The sequence below is a fragment of the Pedobacter punctiformis genome (assembly GCF_027213715.1).
GTDB lineage: Bacteria > Bacteroidota > Bacteroidia > Sphingobacteriales > Sphingobacteriaceae > Pedobacter > Pedobacter punctiformis.
In genome coordinates this window covers 1-21,349 of sequence record NZ_JAPWGM010000009.1, presented here as the reverse complement: position 1 = coordinate 21,349, position 21,349 = coordinate 1, and the positions used below count along the sequence as shown (strand labels likewise).

16 protein-coding genes and 1 pseudogene are annotated in these 21,349 nt (G+C 36.7%); 1 reads left to right on the top strand and 16 read right to left on the bottom strand.

Annotation, left to right across the window (positions count from 1 at the left end):
* Together O0955_RS18075 and O0955_RS18070 are read right to left on the bottom strand one after the other, a co-directional pair.
* Window positions 1–8,315 (bottom strand): HYR-like domain-containing protein (locus O0955_RS18075; protein ID WP_269428967.1); only part of this gene is annotated, 8,315 nt, incomplete at its 3' end.
* A gap of 461 nt (window positions 8,316–8,776) precedes the next feature.
* Window positions 8,777–9,889, bottom strand: a complete 1,113-nt coding sequence (locus O0955_RS18070) for a PAS domain-containing sensor histidine kinase (protein ID WP_269428966.1) — start codon at window positions 9,887–9,889, stop codon at window positions 8,777–8,779.
* A 203-nt stretch (window positions 9,890–10,092) separates the two neighbouring features.
* On the opposite strand from O0955_RS18070, the pseudogene O0955_RS18065 reads away from it, so the two are divergent.
* A pseudogene (locus O0955_RS18065) lies at window positions 10,093–10,547 on the top strand (CinA family protein).
* Between the two features lie 83 nt (window positions 10,548–10,630).
* On the opposite strand, the gene O0955_RS18060 reads toward O0955_RS18065, so the two are convergent.
* The 14 genes from O0955_RS18060 to O0955_RS17995 form a co-directional block, all read right to left on the bottom strand.
* Window positions 10,631–11,092, bottom strand: coding sequence for a hypothetical protein (locus O0955_RS18060; protein WP_269428965.1), 462 nt, complete (start codon window positions 11,090–11,092; stop codon window positions 10,631–10,633).
* Window positions 11,093–11,506: 414 nt separating this feature from the next.
* Window positions 11,507–12,451: a DKNYY domain-containing protein gene (locus O0955_RS18055; RefSeq protein WP_269428964.1), complete on the bottom strand. Its 945-nt coding sequence runs from the start codon at window positions 12,449–12,451 to the stop codon at window positions 11,507–11,509.
* Window positions 12,451–12,951 carry a hypothetical protein gene (locus O0955_RS18050; protein WP_269428963.1) on the bottom strand — a complete coding sequence of 167 codons (501 nt, stop codon included), beginning with the start codon at window positions 12,949–12,951 and terminating at the stop codon, window positions 12,451–12,453. The genes O0955_RS18055 and O0955_RS18050 overlap by 1 nt, the downstream gene beginning before the upstream one ends.
* A complete protein-coding gene (locus O0955_RS18045; protein WP_269428962.1) occupies window positions 12,948–13,568 on the bottom strand; it encodes a zinc ribbon domain-containing protein in 621 nt (206 codons plus the stop codon). The genes O0955_RS18050 and O0955_RS18045 overlap by 4 nt, the downstream gene beginning before the upstream one ends.
* A 192-nt stretch (window positions 13,569–13,760) precedes the next feature.
* A complete protein-coding gene (locus O0955_RS18040; RefSeq protein ID WP_269428961.1) occupies window positions 13,761–14,009 on the bottom strand; it encodes a hypothetical protein in 249 nt (82 codons plus the stop codon).
* Between the two features lie 96 nt (window positions 14,010–14,105).
* Window positions 14,106–14,525: a hypothetical protein gene (locus O0955_RS18035; protein ID WP_269428960.1), complete on the bottom strand. Its 420-nt coding sequence runs from the start codon at window positions 14,523–14,525 to the stop codon at window positions 14,106–14,108.
* Window positions 14,526–14,611: 86 nt separating this feature from the next.
* The gene (locus tag O0955_RS18030; protein ID WP_269428959.1) at window positions 14,612–14,920 is read right to left on the bottom strand and encodes a hypothetical protein; all 309 of its coding nucleotides are present in this window, start codon (window positions 14,918–14,920) and stop codon (window positions 14,612–14,614) included.
* Between the two features lie 22 nt (window positions 14,921–14,942).
* Window positions 14,943–15,611, bottom strand: a complete 669-nt coding sequence (locus tag O0955_RS18025) for a DNA alkylation repair protein (protein WP_269428958.1) — start codon at window positions 15,609–15,611, stop codon at window positions 14,943–14,945.
* A 177-nt stretch (window positions 15,612–15,788) separates the two neighbouring features.
* Window positions 15,789–16,112, bottom strand: a complete 324-nt coding sequence (locus tag O0955_RS18020) for a nucleoside triphosphate pyrophosphohydrolase family protein (RefSeq protein WP_269428957.1) — start codon at window positions 16,110–16,112, stop codon at window positions 15,789–15,791.
* A 40-nt stretch (window positions 16,113–16,152) separates the two neighbouring features.
* Entirely contained in the window at window positions 16,153–18,129 is a 1,977-nt protein-coding gene (locus O0955_RS18015; protein WP_269428956.1) for a WG repeat-containing protein, read from the bottom strand.
* A 47-nt stretch (window positions 18,130–18,176) separates the two neighbouring features.
* Window positions 18,177–19,208 (bottom strand): WG repeat-containing protein, encoded by a 1,032-nt coding sequence (locus O0955_RS18010; RefSeq protein WP_269428955.1) that lies wholly within the window; start codon window positions 19,206–19,208, stop codon window positions 18,177–18,179.
* A gap of 19 nt (window positions 19,209–19,227) precedes the next feature.
* The gene (locus O0955_RS18005; protein WP_269428954.1) at window positions 19,228–20,052 is read right to left on the bottom strand and encodes an energy transducer TonB; all 825 of its coding nucleotides are present in this window, start codon (window positions 20,050–20,052) and stop codon (window positions 19,228–19,230) included.
* A 724-nt stretch (window positions 20,053–20,776) separates the two neighbouring features.
* Window positions 20,777–21,049: a helix-turn-helix domain-containing protein gene (locus O0955_RS18000; RefSeq protein WP_269428953.1), complete on the bottom strand. Its 273-nt coding sequence runs from the start codon at window positions 21,047–21,049 to the stop codon at window positions 20,777–20,779.
* Between the two features lie 54 nt (window positions 21,050–21,103).
* A partial coding sequence (locus tag O0955_RS17995; RefSeq protein ID WP_269428952.1) for an OmpA family protein occupies window positions 21,104–21,349 on the bottom strand: 246 nt, incomplete at its 5' end.

Below are 21,349 nucleotides of genomic sequence, written 5' to 3'. Positions count from 1 at the left end.
GTCGTTGGAGCCGTTACCGTAGCACTGCACTCACCACTTACATCTGCCAATACTGGTTTTACCGGTTTGGTGACATCTTTAACGATTACGTTTTGAGTAGCAGTTTCGATGTTACCTGCAGCATCTGTAAAAGTCCAGGTGATGATATGTGTACCCTGAGTGGTATAAGTTAAAGCATCACTGGTCGTACCCGTAATTGTACCTGAACAATTGTCTGTGGTCGTTGGAGCCGTTACCGTAGCACTGCACTCCCCACTTACATCTGCCAGTACTGGTTTTACCGGTTTGGTGACATCCTTAACCATTACGTTTTGAGTAGCCGTTTCGATGTTACCTGCAGCATCTGTAAAAGTCCAGGTGATGATATGTGTACCTTGAGTGGTATAAGTTAAAGCATCACTGGTCGTACCCGTAATTGTACCTGAACAATTGTCTGTGGTCGTTGGAGCCGTTACCGTAGCACTGCACTCCCCACTTACATCTGCCAGTACTGGTTTTACCGGTTTGGTGACATCTTTAACAATTACGTTTTGAGTAGCCGTTTCGATGTTGCCGGCAGCATCCGTAAAAGTCCAGGTAATGATGTGTGTACCCTGAGTGGTATAAGTTAAAGCATCACTTGTTGTACCTGTAATCGTGCCCGAACAGTTATCGGTGGTGGTTGGAGCTGTTACTGTAGCACTGCACTCACCTGTTACATCTGCCAATACTGGTTTTACCGGTTTGGTGAGATCTTGAACGATCACGTTTTGAGTAGCCGTTTCCATGTTACCTGCAGCATCTGTAAAAGTCCAGGTAATGATATATGTGCCTTGAGTGGTATAAGTTAAAGCGTCACTGGTTGTACCTGTAATCGTTCCTGAACAATTGTCTGTAGTCGTTGGAGCTGTTACTGTAGCACTGCACTCCCCACTTACATCTGCCAGTACTGGTTTTACCGGTTTGGTGACATCTTTAACAATTACGTTTTGAGTAGCGGTTTCAATGTTACCGGCAGCGTCCGTAAAGGTCCAGGTAATAATATGTGTACCCTGAGTGGTGTAAGTTAGTTGATCCGTAGTGGTACCTGTAATTGTGCCTGAACAGTTATCGGTGGTCGTTGGAGCCGTTGCTGTTGCACTGCATTCGCCACTTACATCTGCCAATACTGGTTTTACCGGTTTGGTGACATCTTTAACCATTACGTTTTGAGTAGCGGTTTCAATGTTACCGGCAGCGTCCGTAAAGGTCCAGGTAATAATATGTGTATCCTGAGTGGTGTAAGTTAGTTGATCCGTAGTGGTACCTGTAATTGTGCCTGAACAGTTATCGGTGGTCGTTGGAGCCGTTGCTGTTGCACTGCATTCGCCACTTACATCTGCCAATACTGGTTTTACCGGTTTGGTGACATCTTTAACAATTACGTTTTGAGTAGCGGTTTCAATGTTACCGGCAGCGTCCGTAAAGGTCCAGGTAATAATATGTGTACCCTGAGTGGTGTAAGTTAGTTGATCCGTAGTGGTACCTGTAATTGTGCCTGAACAGTTATCGGTAGTCGTTGGAGCCGTTACTGTAGCACTGCACTCCCCACTTACATCTGCCAATACTGGTTTTACCGGTTTGGTGACATCTTTAACGATCACGTTCTGAGTAGCCGTTTCCACGTTACCGGCAGCATCTGTAAAAGTCCAGGTAATGATATGTGTACCCTGAGTGGTATAAGTTAAAGCATCACTGGTCGTACCTGTAAGCGTGCCCGAACAGTTATCGGTAGTCGTTGGAGCCGTTACTGTAGTACTGCACTCCCCACTTACATCTGCCAATACTGGTTTTACCGGTTTGGTGACATCTTGAACCATTACGTTTTGAGTAGCCGTTTCGATGTTACCTGCAGCATCCGTAAAAGTCCAGGTAATGATGTGTGTACCCAGAGTGGTATAAGTTAAAGCATCATTGGTCGTGCCTGTAAGCGTTCCCGAACAATTGTCGGTAGTCGTTGGTGCCGTTGCTGTTGCACTGCACTCGCCACTTACATCTGCCAATACTGGTTTTACCGGTTTGGTAACATCTTGAACGATTACATTTTGAGTAGCAGTTTCCACATTACCTGCAGCATCTGTAAAAGTCCAGGTAATGATATATGTGCCTTGAGTGGTATAAGTTAAAGCATCACTTGTCGTGCCTGTAATTGTGCCTGAACAGTTATCGGTAGTCGTTGGAGCCGTTACCGTAGCACTGCACTCACCACTTACATCTGCCAATACTGGTTTTACCGGTTTGGTGACATCTTTAACGATTACGTTTTGAGTAGCAGTTTCGATGTTACCTGCAGCATCTGTAAAAGTCCAGGTGATGATATGTGTACCCTGAGTGGTATAAGTTAAAGCATCACTGGTCGTACCCGTAATTGTACCTGAACAATTGTCTGTGGTCGTTGGAGCCGTTACCGTAGCACTGCACTCCCCACTTACATCTGCCAGTACTGGTTTTACCGGTTTGGTGACATCCTTAACCATTACGTTTTGAGTAGCCGTTTCGATGTTACCTGCAGCATCTGTAAAAGTCCAGGTGATGATATGTGTACCTTGAGTGGTATAAGTTAAAGCATCACTGGTCGTACCCGTAATTGTACCTGAACAATTGTCTGTGGTCGTTGGAGCCGTTACTGTAGCACTGCACTCCCCACTTACATCTGCCAATACTGGTTTTACCGGTTTGGTGACATCTTTAACCATTACGTTTTGAGTAGCGGTTTCCACGTTACCTGCAGCATCTGTAAAAGTCCAGGTAATAATATGTGTACCTTGAGTGGTATAAGTTAGTTGATCCATAGTGGTACCTGTAATCGTGCCTGAACAGTTATCGGTGGTCGTTGGAGCCGTTACTGTTGCACTGCACTCCCCACTTACATCTGCCAATACTGGTTTTACCGGTTTGGTGACATCTTGAACAATTACGTTTTGAGTAGCCGTTTCGATGTTACCTGCAGCATCCGTAAAAGTCCAGGTAATGATGTGTGTACCCAGAGTGGTATAAGTTAAAGCATCATTGGTCGTGCCTGTAAGCGTGCCTGAACAATTGTCTGTAGTCGTTGGAGCCGTTACCGTAACACCGCATTCGCCAGTTACATCTGCCAATACAGGTTTAATTGGTTTCTCTGTATCGGTAACCGTAATTACAATAGCGTCAGACGGATCACTTGTACAAGTACCTAAAGTATTAATTACGGTATAACTTCCGCCTGTAGTTGCAACATAGGTCTGATTGACTTCACCGGAAATCAATACATTATCTTTATACCATTGGTTACCTGAATTTGCTGAAGAAGTTAAAATTACATTTCCAGAAGGACAGAATGTGGTTGGCCCGCCTGCAGTAATAGTTGGTTTAGCCAAACTTCCAAAGGTTACATCCACTTGTTTATTTGAACTTTCGCAAGCATTATCTCCTTTAACTGTTACCCAATAAGATTTATTAGCGGTTGGTGTAACAACAATTGAAGTTCCGGTACCCAAATTAACTGTATGGCCAGCATCATCATACCAGGTAAATAACGGATTAACAATTGTGCTGGATGCTGTTAATGAGGCCGTTAATGTTGTACTGGTTTCACCGTTACAATTATTTATATTATTTGCTATAATATCGCCCACCTCTGCTGCAGGTTTAGCTGTAATTATAATATCATCTGTTACGGTACATCCGGTACCATAATTTACGGTTACAGAATACTTTCCACCTGCTGTTATAGACTGCGTAACAGCTGTTCCTAAATTTGTATTGGTGGTTATATTTTTCCACTGAATAGTACTATTTGCATTTGGTGCAAATCCACTAGCATCTAATACGACAGGAAGATCTGATGCACATAAAGTCCTGTCTGCACCTAAAGCACCAATGCCAGCACCCGAACTCGGTTGAAAAGTCATATTGGTATTATTGCCTCCATTAGTACTTTGTGGCAAAATAGTAAATGGCAAACAGGAAGCATTGATATCCTTTATTGCAATAAAATTGAAAGTTGTACTTGCAGCATTGCTTACACATAAATTTGCTTGCGTGCCTGCTACTGTAGATTGTACCTTAGCAGTTGCACAGTTGGTACCGCTCATTTGCAATAAATTACTAACTGTAATGGTTTTACCTGCTTCTATTTGACTTGTACCATTTGTTGCGCTAAAAATTAATTCTTTGGTTGTAATTGAACCGTATAAATTGGCATTTCCAGTAAAGGTTATAGAATTATAAATGGCACCATCTTTACCTGTGAAAACAGTTGAAGACTGTGTTAAATAAATATGACTTGTACCTGCATCTAAATTAGTACCGGTATATGTAAAACCACCATTATAAGTGGTATAAATATTTGAGGCTCCAAGTATTAAGCTTGTATTAGTACCACTACCGCTAAAATTAAGTATTTTAACTGTTTTGCCATTGGTATTAAGTGTACCATTGACAATACTTAATGAACCATCAACAGTTACATCATCCATAAATATGTACTCGCCTGTTCCGATAAACTGGGCATTGCCATTATTTATTAATTTAGCTCCATTAGTTGTAATGGTTTTACCAGGCTCCGTTGATGCAAATTTGATTCCGCCATATACTGCAAGGGTAGACTGTAATGTCATGGATCCGAATGAAGTCATTAATCCATCACAACATCCACCAGATAATACAGGTGTTCCAGGTACTCCCGCCCATGTCATATCATGAAATTCTGTATATCCGCTGAGACCTATATTAGGACTTGTACCCGAATATTGATTAAAAAACACATTATCATATCTGGTAGGCGTACATGTGCCACCTGAAGGTGTACCATTAGCATTTGTGGTCCAGTGTGTTGGATCAGTCCAGTTACCTGAGCCCCCAATCCAATAAAAATTTGTACCGGTTGGTGTGCCAAAGGTTATACCTGTATTGTTTCCATTGTCTATACCTACTGCACTAAAGGTTCCGCCACCAGTGGCTTTTATATTTGATATTTTAGCATTATTAAATGTTATGTTATTAGCAGACTTAATTGTTCCCTGCGATCCGGCTGTTAATTCCCATAAGCCGCAAGTTGTATTATTGATAATATTATTTACCGTTTGAGTGGCTCCGCCCATTACGGTGGTGGTTTTATTAGGTGCCAGGGTAAGTATGTTAAATGTATTCGAATTACCAATTGAAGCATTGCCATTGAAAGCAACATTATTAAAAATATTGGCACTCGCTGTTGAAAAACCATAAATAGTACCTGTTACAGCTGCATTTGTAAAATTTACATTATTGTATGTAAGCCCTGTTCCTCCATTAAAGTTTCCTGTATATATACCTCCACCAGTACCGTTTGTAGCAGGCAGCGTTGCATTAATAGTAATCGTACTTGTACCGGCATTAAGCGTATTAATACTTCCACCATCCCAATAACCTGCAATATTAATTGTAGATGAACCCAAATTCAGGATTCTGTTTGTAGTACCGGTTGTATATTCAGAATAATAGTTTTCAGCATTAATTAATTGGTTATTTGTATTTAACGTACCATTTTTAAGGCCGAAGTTTTTCACATTAAAGGTATCATTCAATGTCCATGAACCTGTACCATAAAAAAAGACACCTTTACTTGACTGATTCACTGCAGTATAATCCATACTAACACCATGAGTAGTAATCGTATTTCCTGTTGTAGTTGCTGTAAAATTTGTACGTTCAACATCGAAATCCATTCCGGTTTGTAAAACCAATGAACCTCCGATATTAAGAGGGGCTGCCTGAAGACCTTTTAATACAGGTGCACTACCTGCTACCTCTTCCCAGGTCATATTATTACAGTTTCCGGCAACATCCAGCGTTACAGTATAATTGGCTCCTGAATACTGATTAAAGAAAACGTTATCAATAGCATTTGGCAAACATCCACCTACAGGGTTTGCAGTTCCATCTGTATTAAGCGTCCAGTGTGTCGGATCGCTCCAGTTACCTGTACCTCCAATCCAATAAAAATTACGTGGAGGAGTTGGAGTAATTAAAACATTTAAATTATTTCCCCCATTTATACCTCCGGCAACGGTAAGCGTTGCACCGTTGGCATTAATATCAGTTACTTTAGCATTGGTAATTACCGTAGGATTAACCAGGTTTAACTTTGCATTTGTTCCCGCTGTATAAGAGCTTAATTCCAACAAAGCTACACAACCCGGAGTATTGGCATTTAAATTAGTAACCTTAACTTCCATCGTTGTGCCCAAAACATATTTTTTTGATGCCGCTAAATTAAGATTGGTAATGATTAACGGCGTAGGATTTCCTCCTGAGTTAATGGAACCTCCGCCCGCAAAGGTTAAGGTATTGATTGTACAGGCCGCTGTTGATCCTAAACTATTTAAACTCGAAGTTCCACTTGTATTTGTAAAAGCTATATTATTATAAGTAAGTCCTGAATCATAATAGAAAGTAACCCCGCTTGTTACCATGTTTATTTGGCTGGTACCTGCATTTAAGTTGACTACTGGCCCGCTAAAATATCTCATATAGCTCCAGGTTCTGTTTACAGTTATTAAAGAACTGCCCAGGCTTAACGTTCTGATACCAGTGCCAGAGTTAACCGGTCCAAAATCTCTTACCGTTACCGCCTGACCATTTGTATTTAAATTTCCATTGCTAAAATTAATATCGTTTAAAGGACTTAAAAATGCATCATTAAAAATCCAGCCCCCCGTTGCTAAGAAAGAGGTATTTCCCTCTACAGTCACACCATTTGAAGTAAGTGTATTTCCTGCATTCGCCGACATATAATTTGTGGTTGCCACCTGATAAAGCATTCCTGTCTGCCAGGTACTGGAACCATAAATGCTTAAAATGTTAGCCGCAGCAGAAGTCTTAAAAACAGGCGTGCCTGCAACTCCATTCCAGGTAATATTTTTACACTCTGCATCAGTCGAATTTATAACGACCGGAGATACAGATGAAATTGTACCGGAAAACGAATTAAAAAACACATCATCATTACGGGTTGGCACACAACCTCCCGTAATTGGTGTTCCGTCATTATTGGTTGTCCAGTGTAAGGGGTCAGTCCAATTCCCACCGCCACCAATCCAATATAAATTTTTTGGCGTTGCATTAAATGTCCATCCTGTATTTCCGCCAACATTAATCCCATTGTTTGCTATAAAAGGCCCCGTTCCTACTGCTTTTATATAATTTAATCTTACATTGTTTAATGTAATAGGATTTGGGCTATTGATGGTGGCCTGAGAACTATTACTGGATAAAGACCAAAGTGGTTCGCAGGGTGCTGTAGGATTATTAATAGTATTAATTGTCTGTGTTCCATATATATAATAAGATTTGGATTTCGCCAGATTTAAAGTTCCTATGGTACAAGAAGAGTTAATAACACCTGAATTTGCAAATGTCAGCGTATTAAAAGTAACATTTCCCGAACCTATCTGATACCAGCTATAAGAGTTTGTACTTGATGGATCAACAGTATTTGTAAAACTCACATTATTATAAACGTGACCATTTTTACCATAAAAAAAGACTCCGTAGCCATCGTTTGCACCTTTTGTTAAATTAATTTGCGAAGTACCTGCGTTTAAAGTTGTTCCGGTATAATTCCACGATGCTATATAGCCTGTTCCAGACTGAGAGTTTCGGTCTGTTAAAGTAATTATTGATGAGCCCAAATTTAAAGAGCGGGGTTCTACTATCGCAGGCGCAGTACCGCAACAACCACTCTCATCAAAATAAGCGGCTGTTATATTACTTGAACCAAAATTTAAAGTTCCTTGTATAAAATAAATTTTTGCGGTACTATTTAAAGTTCCGTTAATCAGCCAGGAGCCTGTACCTTGAAAATATATATAAGGTGAACCCGTTACCCCTCCATTAAAATCAACTGTATTTGCCCCTGCCCCCTTAAAATAAAGGGTATTATTGATTATTGTTCCCGTTTGATAAGAAGCATTTCCTCTGATTTCCAGTGTTGTGCCATTAAATACCGGATTTACGGCAATACCCGAAGCTGTAATATTATTACAAATGGAAGCCTGATTGACATTAACTGTTTTATTTGCAGCTGTAAAACCAGAATTTGCATCAAATATTACATTATCTCCAGCCTGAGGGATACTTGTAGAAAGTATACCTCCTGTGTTGCCTGAAGTTAATGACCAGTGGTTAACATCACCCCAATTACCCGAACCACCAACCCAATACAAATCGGTTGCTTTTGCAAGCTGGGTAAACAGCAAGAAAATAAAAATCAATGAGGTCGTTTTTTTAAGAATACCTGCAATTGAATTTAACTTATTGTTAGTAAATTTTAATATCATAAATTCAAAATCATTATTTGTGAAGATGGGAGTCCAGGCTCCACTGTTTATTTGATCAGTAAAGGGCAAATATTATACGCTTAAATCTTTGAGATAGATTAAACCAACAAAAGTGAATTACGGATTGACGAAAGGCAGGTATGGGTTTACCTATCCTAAATGTTACAAACGAAATATTTAGAAGATAAATTGAGATTTGTGAATATATATACCCAGAAATACCCGGATTATAGAAATCGCCCGTTATTGCCCACCCTAAAGATGAATTTAACCAGCACAAAGAGCTTATTTATGCATTCAGGAGATTAATGAGAGGATTGGGTACAATCAGCGTTCATGAACATTGATAGACCAGTGAAATTTTTCAAATCATTCAAAACTCGCAAATTCTACCCTGTTAACTTCCAATGCGGGATCATTTGAAGAATTATATCTCAGAATTGGGTATGAATACATTCAAATTATAGATTGTTGTCGACAATATCCATTGAGAAAGAAAAAGTAGAACCGGAACCGGGCAAGCTTTCTACCGTGATTATTGAATTATGGAGTCGAAGAATTTCCGAGCAGAGATAAAGACCTATACCAAATCCTGAAATATTTTTTGTCTGTTCACCTCCTACTCTATAAAATCGCTCAAAAAGTCTTTTCTGATCTTCTGTGTCAATCCCTATACCCTCATCAATTACCGAAAATTTAACTTTTTGCCTGACTTGTTCACATAAAACGGTTATGGTACTACCTTTTGATGAATATTTAGCCGCATTGGACAATAGATTTGCCATCACTTGCTGTAGTTTATCGCGGTCGGCATTTAATATTGCATCATTGCAACTGTTGTACCTGATGTTATGTTCAGCCAGTAATATTTTTGCTTCAGAAACGATTTCATCCATAAACTGCTGCACGCTAAACTGCGACTTATTTAAAGGCATTTTTCCTTCTTCCAAACGGGAAAGATCTAAAAAATCGCGAATCATTGTGGTCATCTTTTTTACCTGCTCATCTACTTTTGAGAGTGCATTGGTACCGTAATGATCTTCTGTTTTTTTGGCTTGCCGTAACAAAAGCTGTATGTAGGATTTAATAGAAGTTAAAGGCGTTTTAAGTTCATGACTAACCATAGCCACAAAATCGTTTTTTCGCTGTTGCTCCAGCTTCTTTTCGGTAATATCTCTTGCTATTTTCGACAGACCGATTATTTTGCCACGTCCATTCCTTACTGGCGATATGGTAAGCGAAACATCGATAATCGTTCCTGATTTAGTAACTCTTTTGGTTTCAAAATGATCAACATGACCTCCCTTGCGCAGCTTAGCCAGGATTTCAACTTCTTCATGCTTACGATCTGGTGGTATAAGTTTTAATATCGGCTGACCAATCATCTCCTCAGCTAAATAGCCAAACATTTTTTGTGCAGAGCGGTTCCAACTCGTTACAATACCATTAAGATCTTTACTAACAATTGCATCGTCAGAAGAGTTTACTATAGCGGCAAGCATAAAACCTTGCTGACTGGTATTTTTACGCAGCCGCATACCTTCTTGTTGAGAAACTTCGGAATGTATCTTCATCGTCATTTAGTTAAATAAGCCGATTGGTTTAGTGGTAATAGGGGAAATTTATTCGAATATAGAAACAATAAACCAAACATTAAATAAATTGTTTATAATATCAAAAAGAGCTAAACCTATCCCTTAACAGCGTTAAAATGTATCTGATATAAATAGATAATACGGTATCCATAAATAGAACTGTAATAAATGAATGCGGAAGAATGCTGACCGAAAAGAGGCTTACAATTGCATTTGCTGAAAGCGCAAGTGCGGGCCGGCTTGCTTCTGAATTCAGCCTTTCAAAAGATTCTGGAATTTTTTTAATAGGTGGTCTGGTTTGTTACGATGCGAAGTTGAAAGAAAGCATTTTAAAGGTTTCTGACAAACTGATTGAAGAGTTTACACCAGAATCGGCTGAGGTTACTTATGCCATTACAACAGGGCTTTAGCATTAATTGAGGCTGATATTTGTATTGGTGTTACGGGCCTGACGACTGCAGGCGGTAGTGAGAGCATGGAAAAGCCGGTAGGAACGATGTTTGCCTGCGGAATTATTGGTGAGAACAAAATATTTGAAGACCGCAGCGTTTTTCAGGGTTCTCCTGAAGAAATCGTAATTAAGAGTATAGATAAAGTGGCAGAATTATTAAAAATTTACCTTTTAACCTTACAGTGATAATTTATGCGTTAAGGCAAAAGATAAAAAAGAGAGCGTTTTATTTAGCGGTATTGAGCATTAATTACAAAAGAGCTGATTATTTATTTTATTTCTTGCCATTCCATTCCTAATTTACCCAGGTATAAAGCCATTTTTTGCTTCTCTTCAGCGGTGTTTAGCTGCTGCATAAGCACAACAGACTGTTCGTTCCATTTTGTGTACTCTTCTTCTTTCATTTTTATGGCTTGTGTATCTTTTTGGGCAACGGCATCTTTATATTGCTTCAGGTTGGTTTGAAATGTGGTAAAATGATTGTCTATTTCTTTATTTCCAAAATCGGGTTTATCCATTTCTTTTATACTGGCTATCGCTTTATTTCTGGTTTCTTCAGATTTCTTCATCAAATCTGCGGTACTTGTTTTTTTATTTACGGCAAGTAGTAAAACTGCAAAGAATACAGCTAAAGAGGCCAGGCCAATAACGCCGTAAATACCTGCATTGCCACTGTTTTTTTTCCATTTGGCAAAGCCAAAATAAAGCAAGCCTAAACCCAGAATAATCATAGCTACAGCCAAACCTTTATTACCCAGCAGTTCAAAAACCGGATATAGTATTCGGGGAATGTTATAGCTGCGTTGAGGGCTAAAATATAATGTACCCTGACAAATATGCCTGCGCCTACGAAACCTATTGCTACTGCTTTTATTTTTTCGAGATTATTAAGTGTTTTTTGGGTTTCCATAAGGCACTAATATTTTTAATGATTTTTTAATTCATTCCTATTCAAATATATCTTAGCTGGAATTTAATTAAGAAACGATTTACAATTCGTGGGGTTTGAGTTACAATTCGTTATTTCAACCGTTATTTTCTCCTAATCGGTGAATGGGCGATGGTTATTTTACGCCTTTATTGTTTTCTTATTATCCGCGTAACGATGCTTGTATTCTTAATTTGATTTTAGGTTATCTCCTTTCTTAATTTTTCCCGGCCGCTTTTTCTGCCATTTGCCTTGCTTTTTCGGCCATATCATTTGCTTCATTTACTGGTGCAGGCGTATTTGCTTTTCTACCTTCGGGGGCATTGTACTCCACTTTTTCTCCTTTTTTTGAAATGGTCCAGTCTTGGTTTTTATCGCGATAATACTTTTCATTTACCATCCTAAATGTAGGAGCATCGGCCCCTTCCAACACCGCATAATCGTCTGTCTCCGTAGCATCTTTTGTTTTTGTTTTTAAATTTCGGGTAATATAGTATACCTTATTTTTATCTTTAGCAACACTATAACTAAGCACTTCAAAACTGGCGGCATCAATCTCCGGGCAAACTTTAATTTTACCCCACACTTCAAAATAAACCTTTGCTTTATCTTTTAACCAATTGTTGTGTAAAGATTGCAGCGTAGCCACATCAAGACCGGATACTTCTATCTTTTTTAAAGGTGGATTTGAAAAAGCATCAATTACATACAAACTTGTCTTATCCGCAAACAAAGTAGTTTGATAACCCAATGAATGAAAAGTGGCTTTATCATAACTTCCTTCCAAAGGCACTAATTTATTTTTGGCATACAGAGAAGTTTTTTCATAGTATAAACCGTTCTTATCTGCATAAAATTCTCTGGTTAAGTTCTTAAATGTCTTACGGTCGATAAAATCAACTGGTTTACCATTGTAATAAACCCGTGTACAATCTATTGCTACATTATAATCAATGGTTTTAAATTCGCTGGGGTTTATTCCGGTTAGTTCTTTGCTGCCAAAATATAGTTTGCCATCTTTCTCATCGTAAAAGGCTTTGGGGTTAATGAAAAAGGGTAATATCATAATCCCCATTAAAACGACAAAGGCCAGTACGGCAATTAATATTATTTTTGTCTTTTTGCTTTTTTGTGAAGCATTGATTTGATTTACTACATTCATTATAAATAAGTTTTATTGATATAATCTACTTTTCTACCACCCATTTTAGGATATTCTTCATTGCAGGTTATTAAATTTATATGGGCATTGAAAAACGATATGACATTGGTAAGTGGTATTTGGGTATAGGAATTATTGAATGTGAAAAAATTACGTCCGCTGGCATCAAACATTCTTACAAAGTAAATTTTATTGTTTTCAAATACCTTTAGCATAACCAGCTCGTTAAGGGGTAAAGTAATGTGGTGTGATCTGTCTTTAGTAATAAACAATTGTCCATTATTAATTTGAAATTCATAATCTACGCCAAATTTTTTACTTAAAAATGTAATAATTGCCAGGCAAACTATTAACAAAGCAAAGCCAAATAGTTTTGTGCGCATGCTATTGAGTGTTATCCAATCTATATCTGCATATTTAATTACCACATAGGCAATTAAGCCTAGTATAGGCAACACTGTGAGCAAAAACTTTTTTCTATCCACTATCCGGAAAATCATTCTGCGTAGGTTTGGGGCTCTGATACATCGGTAATCTTTTTATCCTCTAACCATTGTTTTAGCTGGCTTTTTAAAAAATAAGTTTCTTCCTTATAGTAATTATCAGAGTCATCTATATAATAAGCATTCCGGTTTGTACTGCGCTTGTTTTCGTGCACAAATACGGTATCGGCTACAACTCTGCTGACCAACATACTGGTATTGATATCTTTGGCTTTGCTGTAGTAAATAACACATCCGGCTTTTAAATTGGCAAAGTTATCTGCCATCCGCTTTTTGTTTTCTCTGTTGCCCATAAACATAAGGGTTGCGCCTGCGGCTACAAAAACTAAAAGCAATACAAGGCCACTAAAGTGATACCAGCGTTTTTTGGTTTGTTTGGTAAAATCAAGCGCTGCCTGTGTGTATTGGGCAAATGCAGCTGGTTTATAATGGCTACCACATTTGCTGCACCCTATTGAACTTGTTTTTTTTCCGGCAACGAATGGAATAAACATAATGTGATGAACCTTGCAGTAGGTTTCGTACTGCATATTGTAATTTGAGTTGCAGTGCGGACACGACAGGGCATCAATTTTTTGCGTTTTTATAAGTTTGGTATAATATCCGTGTACCATTATTGTGCGCTTGTTTTTGTTTTATTTGGTTATTTTTTGTCTGGTTTGGCCATGCCACCGGTATATAGATTAACACATAGCATTACCTCATCAGCATTGTTTCTTACAAAAGAATCTTTTTTATAACAAAGAACTGTTAACCATTTACAATTCGCGGGGATTAAATTATAATTCGTAATGATGTACCGTCGTTTATTTCAGGTTTCGTTCTTTTAAAATTTTTTCCAGGGCTTTATTGTTCTTAGAATTGTTAAATAATTTGAATGCAAAAAACAAAGGGATTAATGTGAAAAATCCAAGACTGTTTTTCACAATGCTGAAAGCTATAATTCCAATCATTACTCCAATAAATACAGCATTAATTATGGAGGTTGATTTCCTTTTTTTTGCTTCTTGCAACAATTCCTGGTCTGTTAATTTGGATAGTTCTTCTTCATTCATTTTGTGTTATTTTGGTTTTGTTTTTTAGTATAGTCTTGTTATAAAAGCCATAACAAATCGGAACTTTGCCCTTAAGGGAAACACACCTAATTGCCGTTATTTGCCTTCCAACTGTTTTCCGAGCCAAAAGCCAACCACTAAGGTAGGCAGACCGCCAAACAAGAGAAATATAAGTATTACGGGAAAAACATCAGTTAAATCATTAATATCATTATTATTGGCTAAAGAAAGGGCAAATACCCCTGCAATGATGCTGATTATAAGTAAGCTAAAAATGATAGCTACCCCTTGCCATTTTTTGAAATTGTAATGTACAGTAAACCAATTGCTGATAACCCACCCGAAGACGTATGCTGCAGTACAACTGATTAGTATGGGAAGCCACAACCAGCAAAGGATTTCTACTGTTTCGTTTAAGCCAAAAAACAAAGTGTAAAGGAGTGAGAAAACAAGCAGTGCTCCGGCTATTTCAATCGTTACTGCTTTAAAAATATGCTGTTTTATTTTTGTTTTCATTTAAGTTCTAATTTTTCTCCATTCATCGGGCCTATCATTTAATATTGCAATTAATCTGGTTTTTAATGTTTAGGTTTTTTGGATGCTCAAAGCTCTGATAGCTTTATGGCTTTTATCTTTTTAGCAAGTAACTCCAATACCGCTGGTTTGCCAATCAGGTTGAAACTCCAGATATCATCGGTGATTAAGATGTAGTTGTTCTCAAAACTATAAATGTAATCTCCTCCTTCTATTCCAATAAGCCAGTTTTCTTTTTTCAGATCGGGATAAGTACGTAATAATTTCCAGCAATATAGCCTGCTTTCTTCTTCACTCAGGAAATCCAACAGGGGTAAAATGCTATCGTTTTTACTCAATCCGTACATGGCCAGCATTTCATCGATTTTATTTGCCATTTGTAATCCTATTCGTCCTAAATTAAGTTTTTTGCCTGCTTACCATTTCATTAATCCATATGGGTGCAAATGGTGAGGTACATCCTTTAGAGACAGGGTAATCTCGGTAAATACCAAGTGTTTCGCCAATAGTAAGTGCCCGCTGGCGGTATTGTGAATGGCATATCCCAATCTGTGCCAAGGTTGAGTTCATGGTCCATTGTACCTCAGGGGCTGCATTTGGCATTTCGGATTCAATCCGATCCAGGATACCCGGCAAATCAAGTCCATCGGGGTTACGCACCACCCGTGCCGCAGTTAGATTCCAACCTGCACGTGCAACCATAATATCATTGGAAAACATCCATTTTTGACGGAGTGCCTCTTTATCTGGATGTTCTTTAACCACATAAGCATTGAGCCAATCGGCTAACCAGGAAAATGTGGCTGCACTTACCATGGTTTCTATTTCTGTTGAACTTAGGTTTTGGGGAATGATTATTAGCGTAGCTAATAACCTGGCTTCAAGGTTTTCGGTTTCCCATAAAGATTTGGCCAGTTCATGATTGGTTTTAATCTTTTTTGCCAGTGTACGGATATCTCCCATTTTAACCCCAAACTGGTTATCACCGGCTCCGTTCTTTGCATTGCGCAAGCTTACCTGTTCATTTCCAAGCGTTTTAAGCTGTGCGAGAATTTCTTTAACAGTCATGTGCATTCGTATTTATAGAATATGTTGATGCTCTAAAATAGGAAAACGGATGATATTTTGAAACCTATCTATGTACATTTTTACTGTGGCTTTATATCTTTTTACAGCATATTTTTTATCGAAAGTGCATATTACTCATTAGTCTTTCTTTTCGTCCGGACTAATTATGCAAGGAAATCATTTATTAATTAAGTTTTCTGTTTTGGTTAAAAAATGATCTAAAGCGTCTTTTATATCAATATCCATTCGATTTGCCAATACAATAAGCCACCAAATGTTTTCGCCTAGTTTATGCTTTAATTCTGCATCAGTACCAGCTTTGGGCCACCTTTGTTGTTGTGCCATTGTGTATCTGTCTACCAAACCGGCATCCGTTAAAAATGCTAAAGCATCTTCTTCTACTGTCCACTTCGAGCCGTGATGCTGAACTTCTAATTCGTGGTATTTTTTTCTCAATTCAAGAGAACGATTGATCATATCATCAAGATTGTTTTTGCTCATTTTTTTAAGTAGATTTAGAAACCTTTATTAAGGGTTATTTTTATTTTCTATAGGTTTTTAAAAAGGTTTCAAAATTCATTGTTAACCATTTTTGTTTCAATCGATATTTTAATTTTCCTGATGCATCCTGCTCATCATCAATGTCATCAAAGATAAAAGGAATAACTTCATTACCCTTATTATCTAAAAGCCCGTAAAAGTAATTACTGTCATCCGGAGTTCTAATTCCGGCAATGTAGTAATCTTTTATTTCAAAAAAAGGATTTATAAATTCAAATTTGAACGGCGTTAAAAATTTCAAATTTTTATCCGTTAGTGCCTTTTTTCCTTTATCATTTTCGGCAATAAAAAGTTGAGGGTATTTAATTTGAGAGGATATAAATTCATCTATTGCCTGTATCTTTTTTATCTCCTTACTGGCTAATTTATTTAGGTTTAAATCGTAAAGGTCGTCGCCATCAGCATTTTTATGAGCAATAATAAATGTCTCATATTTATCAAAACGGAAATAGTTAAAAGGCAAAATCACTTTGTTGCGGTTTAATACCACACCGAGACCGGATTTATCTCCTGATGATTTTTCAAAAACATCGTACCCTGGTTTTAAAGTTTGTATATAATTATCATATTCTGGAAGGGAAACCATTTTTTTAGCATCTGCATCAAGCCAATATAACTTATCATTAATGATGAAATAATCATTACCTTCCTGATTAGGTTTTTCATATTTGGCATCTATAATTTTTTTGCCGTCTTTATCTGAGATGCCATATTTTATTCCTTCGCCTTGTACAAAACTGCAGTAAATGATATGTGGATTATTTACATCAAAGTATTTACCTCTGGTATACTCGTTAGGATTAAATTTTACATTTTTTTTATTTTGAAGAGAAGCGAATTTTGTCGCCGTAAAAACATCAATTGTTTTTATATTATCAGGAAACTCCACAATAACAAATTGATTTTCGGAGGTAATTACTTTTTTGCCTTTATCTGCTATTTCTTTAAACAGCGTTAGATCTCCAAGGCCTTTTATTTTCTCTTCATTTTTAGCTAAACCGGTAATATAGGCATCAAATTCTGTAAGGTTATTTTTTGCATCCAAATGATTTTGATTGATTCGGTTTAGATATTCTTTGGCTTTGTTTTCATCATTAGATTTAAGCACCTCCAAAAAAATGTTTAGTAATTCTTTCAGATCGGTTTTAATGTTGCTTTTTATTTCGAGCATTGGTGTAGAACTTAAAGCATTGCTGTTCATTCTAATATTTTGATTATTGTATGCCTGATAACCAATAATATCACTATATAATTCTGTTGGTATCTTTAGTTTAGCCATATTATCCTTAATGGCTTCTACTTCGATAATATGACTTTTATATTTTGTATTCTTTTCTGATTTTTCAATCGTAAATTTTTCAAATTCCAAAGGAAATTTTAAGTGGATTTCAGTTTCAATACTATCTATGCGTCTAAGCCCTATATCTTCCTTTGCTATTTTTTTACCCCTAAAATAATATGTTTTTTCTATGGGCCAGATTTCTTGCTCTAATGATTTAAATGTGCTGTCTTTAGCTTCAATAATATGATTATCATCTGTAAGATTATATCTGCTTACAAATTCAAATCTATCTTGGCTATATAAATTAAGTCCTTCTTCAGCATAGTTTTCCTTAAAATCCTGATTAAAATATAACTGCCTGCAATAATCATTAAAGATTTCTGTAATTTTTGGAACACTGTAGTTAATATTAAACTCGGGCACAGATTTTTTTGCAATACTTTTTTCTCCTGAAGAAAAGTGCGAAGTCAATTGCATTTTAAAGGTGGCCGTTTTTATTAGCTTGTTAAGCAGGGCGGTATCTTTTTTCAATTGAAGTTTAAGATCATCCAACTTCATAGATTGTAAAGAGGCAATGTATTTTTTTGCTGATTGACTTTTTTCAGGGCTTTGGCCACCACAGGAACTTAAAAACAAACTGGCAAATAATACTGTAATTATAAATTTAGGTTTCATTTTCTTGTTTTTTATCAGGCATTAGCTTTGCTTCACCCCTGTTTTAATTAATTATCTATAAACGTTTTACCGCCAACATTAACATAAAACTCTTTGCCGTTAAGCAGCACTCTGCAAAATCCTTTATTTAAGGCAAAAACGGTATCATACTTAATCGGAATTACAACCGTACCTGTTTTATCAATGTAACCCGCCTTTCCGTTTTCATGAACCAAAGCGTATCCATTTTCAAATTTTAAAGCATCTTCATACGTTTTTAAATTGGTTTGTATTTCTGCCCGATTGTTTATAAAGAAACATTTTTCGCCTATGAATACGACGGCATAGCCTTCTGAAAAGTCTGATGCATTATCAAATTGTGGTGGAATTACGAAAATTCCTTTTTTATCGATAAAGCCGTATTTTTTATTAATGCGTGCTGGTGCCAACCCGGCATTAAAGTTACCTGCATAATCTATTTCATCTGAAAGGCTAAGTACAGTTTTACCTTTTTTGTCAATATAAATGCGTTTTTTCCCATCCATTGAAGCAGATGCTAGCCCTTCAGAGAAATCGGATGAGAACACATATTTTGGTTCGATTATCCAATTATCATTTACGTCCTTAAATCCAAATCCTTTTGAATAATCGTGGATCGACAACAGACCTTCTGAAAATAGATTCCAACTTATATCAAAACCATCCGCTTTAATTAATACTTTTCCTTTCTCATCTATTAAATAGTCGTTTTCCTTTATAGAGGCTAAATAGTAGCCATTATTATAATTGCCGATAGACTCATATTCAGGAGCAACTACCCATTCTCCATTTGTATTAATTAAGCCATAATACTTACCATCAACCGATGCACTTGCAAGTCCGTTATAATATTCCCATGCATCATCAAATTTAGGCTGAATTGTCCAGTTTCCATTCAGATTTTTATATCCCCATTTACCTGTTTTTGATTTAACAGGTACATAAAATGTATTTTCAGATCCCTTAACCTTATCTTTCAGTTTATGTACTTTAGGTTTTAACAGGAAGTAAACTGTGATTCCAATGATGATGAGCGATATTGAAATTATAATTCGTGCCATTTTCATATATAATTTATAATTATTCGGTATACATAAAGGTTACTGGAAATCTGACGTTAGTACGAATTGGTTTCCCTTTTGATTGAGCTGGTTTCCATTTTGGCATTTTCTTTAAAACCCGTATCACTTCCTCATCGCAACCGTAACCTAATTTTCTTTCTATTTCTATTTTAGCTATTGAACCATCAGTTTCTACCACAAAGTTGACAATTACCCTGCCCTCAATGTTATTTTCGCGTGCTTCTTTAGGGTATTGAACATTAGCGGCTAAATAACGCCTAAATGCACTTGTACCACCTGGAAATTCTGGTTCCTGATCGATTTTATTTGATGAAGTTCGTGGGGCATCTACTGTTGGTGGATGCGATGAGAGGTCTTCAACTTTACGGGGGCCATTATCATTTACGGGCTCGGGATGGTAAACAGGCTTAGGTACCATTGGTGGTGTAATGACGGGATAACTTGTTTTCAAGGTTAATAATCCTTTACTGTTTTGTGTATACAATCTTTGTACAACAGACCCCTTTTTAGTGATTTGAAAAAATATAATACTATTTTCAGCAATATTATAATATCCCGATTTTAATGTATCCTGATTGTTTTTATTTACTACATACTTAATTTCATTCGCAACCGGTTTTGGGTTTCCTAGTCTATATAACTTATAATACACAGTATCATTAACTGATTTGGAGGCATTATGCGATTCGAAAACGGCGTAGGTAATTTTGCCTAATCCAAAGCTATAGTCCAATTTTCCGGTTTGGAATTGACCATATGAACTGCCTGCTACAAAAACCAATAGCACAGACAGCTTAAATTTTATGGTATTTAATTTTTTCAATTTATTCTCTTTAAGCAAATTTTAATGCCTGTATTAAAACACAACCAATGTTTTATTACTTGATTGATATATTAAACCTATGGGTAAAATTTAAATAAGCTTACCTTTTTTGTACAAATAAATTGTTTTTAAAGAATTTACCAATTTCGTTTACAATTCGCCGGGTTTCACTTACAATTCGTACCCGGGCAAAATAAAACTGATCATAGGAACAATCTTTTTATGACAACTGCTTTGTTTTAAAACAGTCAACAATTTTGCTCATACATTAATTCAGAAAGGGAAAAAACTGTTTTACGTCTTTTATAATAGTGAAATTGCGCCTTTTAACGCTTCAGCTTAATTCAAATAACCAAATATCTTATACGCTATCGTACACTTTTACCTCAAATCGACGATCGCTGCAACAGGCTGTACACAATATTTTTTTGAATGAAAATATTAAATATGCATTAACAAAATGGAAGAATTATTTCGAATTTCAGTGCATTAATTTAATAAACCAGAATTTATACCAACAAATTAATTCTAATGCAAATCCGTTGTAGGCACTTCGAATCCTTTTAAGAGAACGGACATTTTCTATTAAAATACTTATTTATTTTTAAGATGTTTGAAAATTTAGTTTATAGATGAACAATGTATTTTAGCGCCAAAGATAGAAAGCCATCATCAGCAAGGATTTATAATCAAAAACAATATGCTGGAGTAAATACGATTTAATTTAATTCTTTATTTTTTTTAAAAAGATATCCAACGCTTCAAGCATTTCTTCATGTCTTTCAAACAAACTTTCGTATACGAATTTTAATTTTTCGTTTTCATTTTTTAGTTCGGCAAACTTGTCTACAAATTTGCCGTAACGTCTTTGCCACCTGTAAAATGTAGTTGGGTCTATATGCAATTCTGCACATATATCTTTACTCTTTTTACCCATCCTATGTGCTTCAATGACCTTTAAAATCTCCTCAAAACTATAATCATTTTCTCTAGCCATATAATTAGTTTAATTTATCTCCTTTAATGAAAAAGGGCATCTTAATTCTCTGTTTTATTGCTTCACGATTTTAAACTCAGTTCTTCTGTTGAGCTGATGTTCAGCAGGGGTACATTTAACCCCGTTGGTACAGCGGTTCAGTAATCTCGTTTCTCCATAACCTTTCGCCTCAATCCGGTTTTTACTAATGCCCCGGCTAATGATGTATTGTACCGCAGATTCTGCCCGTCGCTGTGATAAAGCTAAATTATAAGCATCATTGCCTCTGCTGTCGGTATGAGAGCCCAGCTCAATCCACAT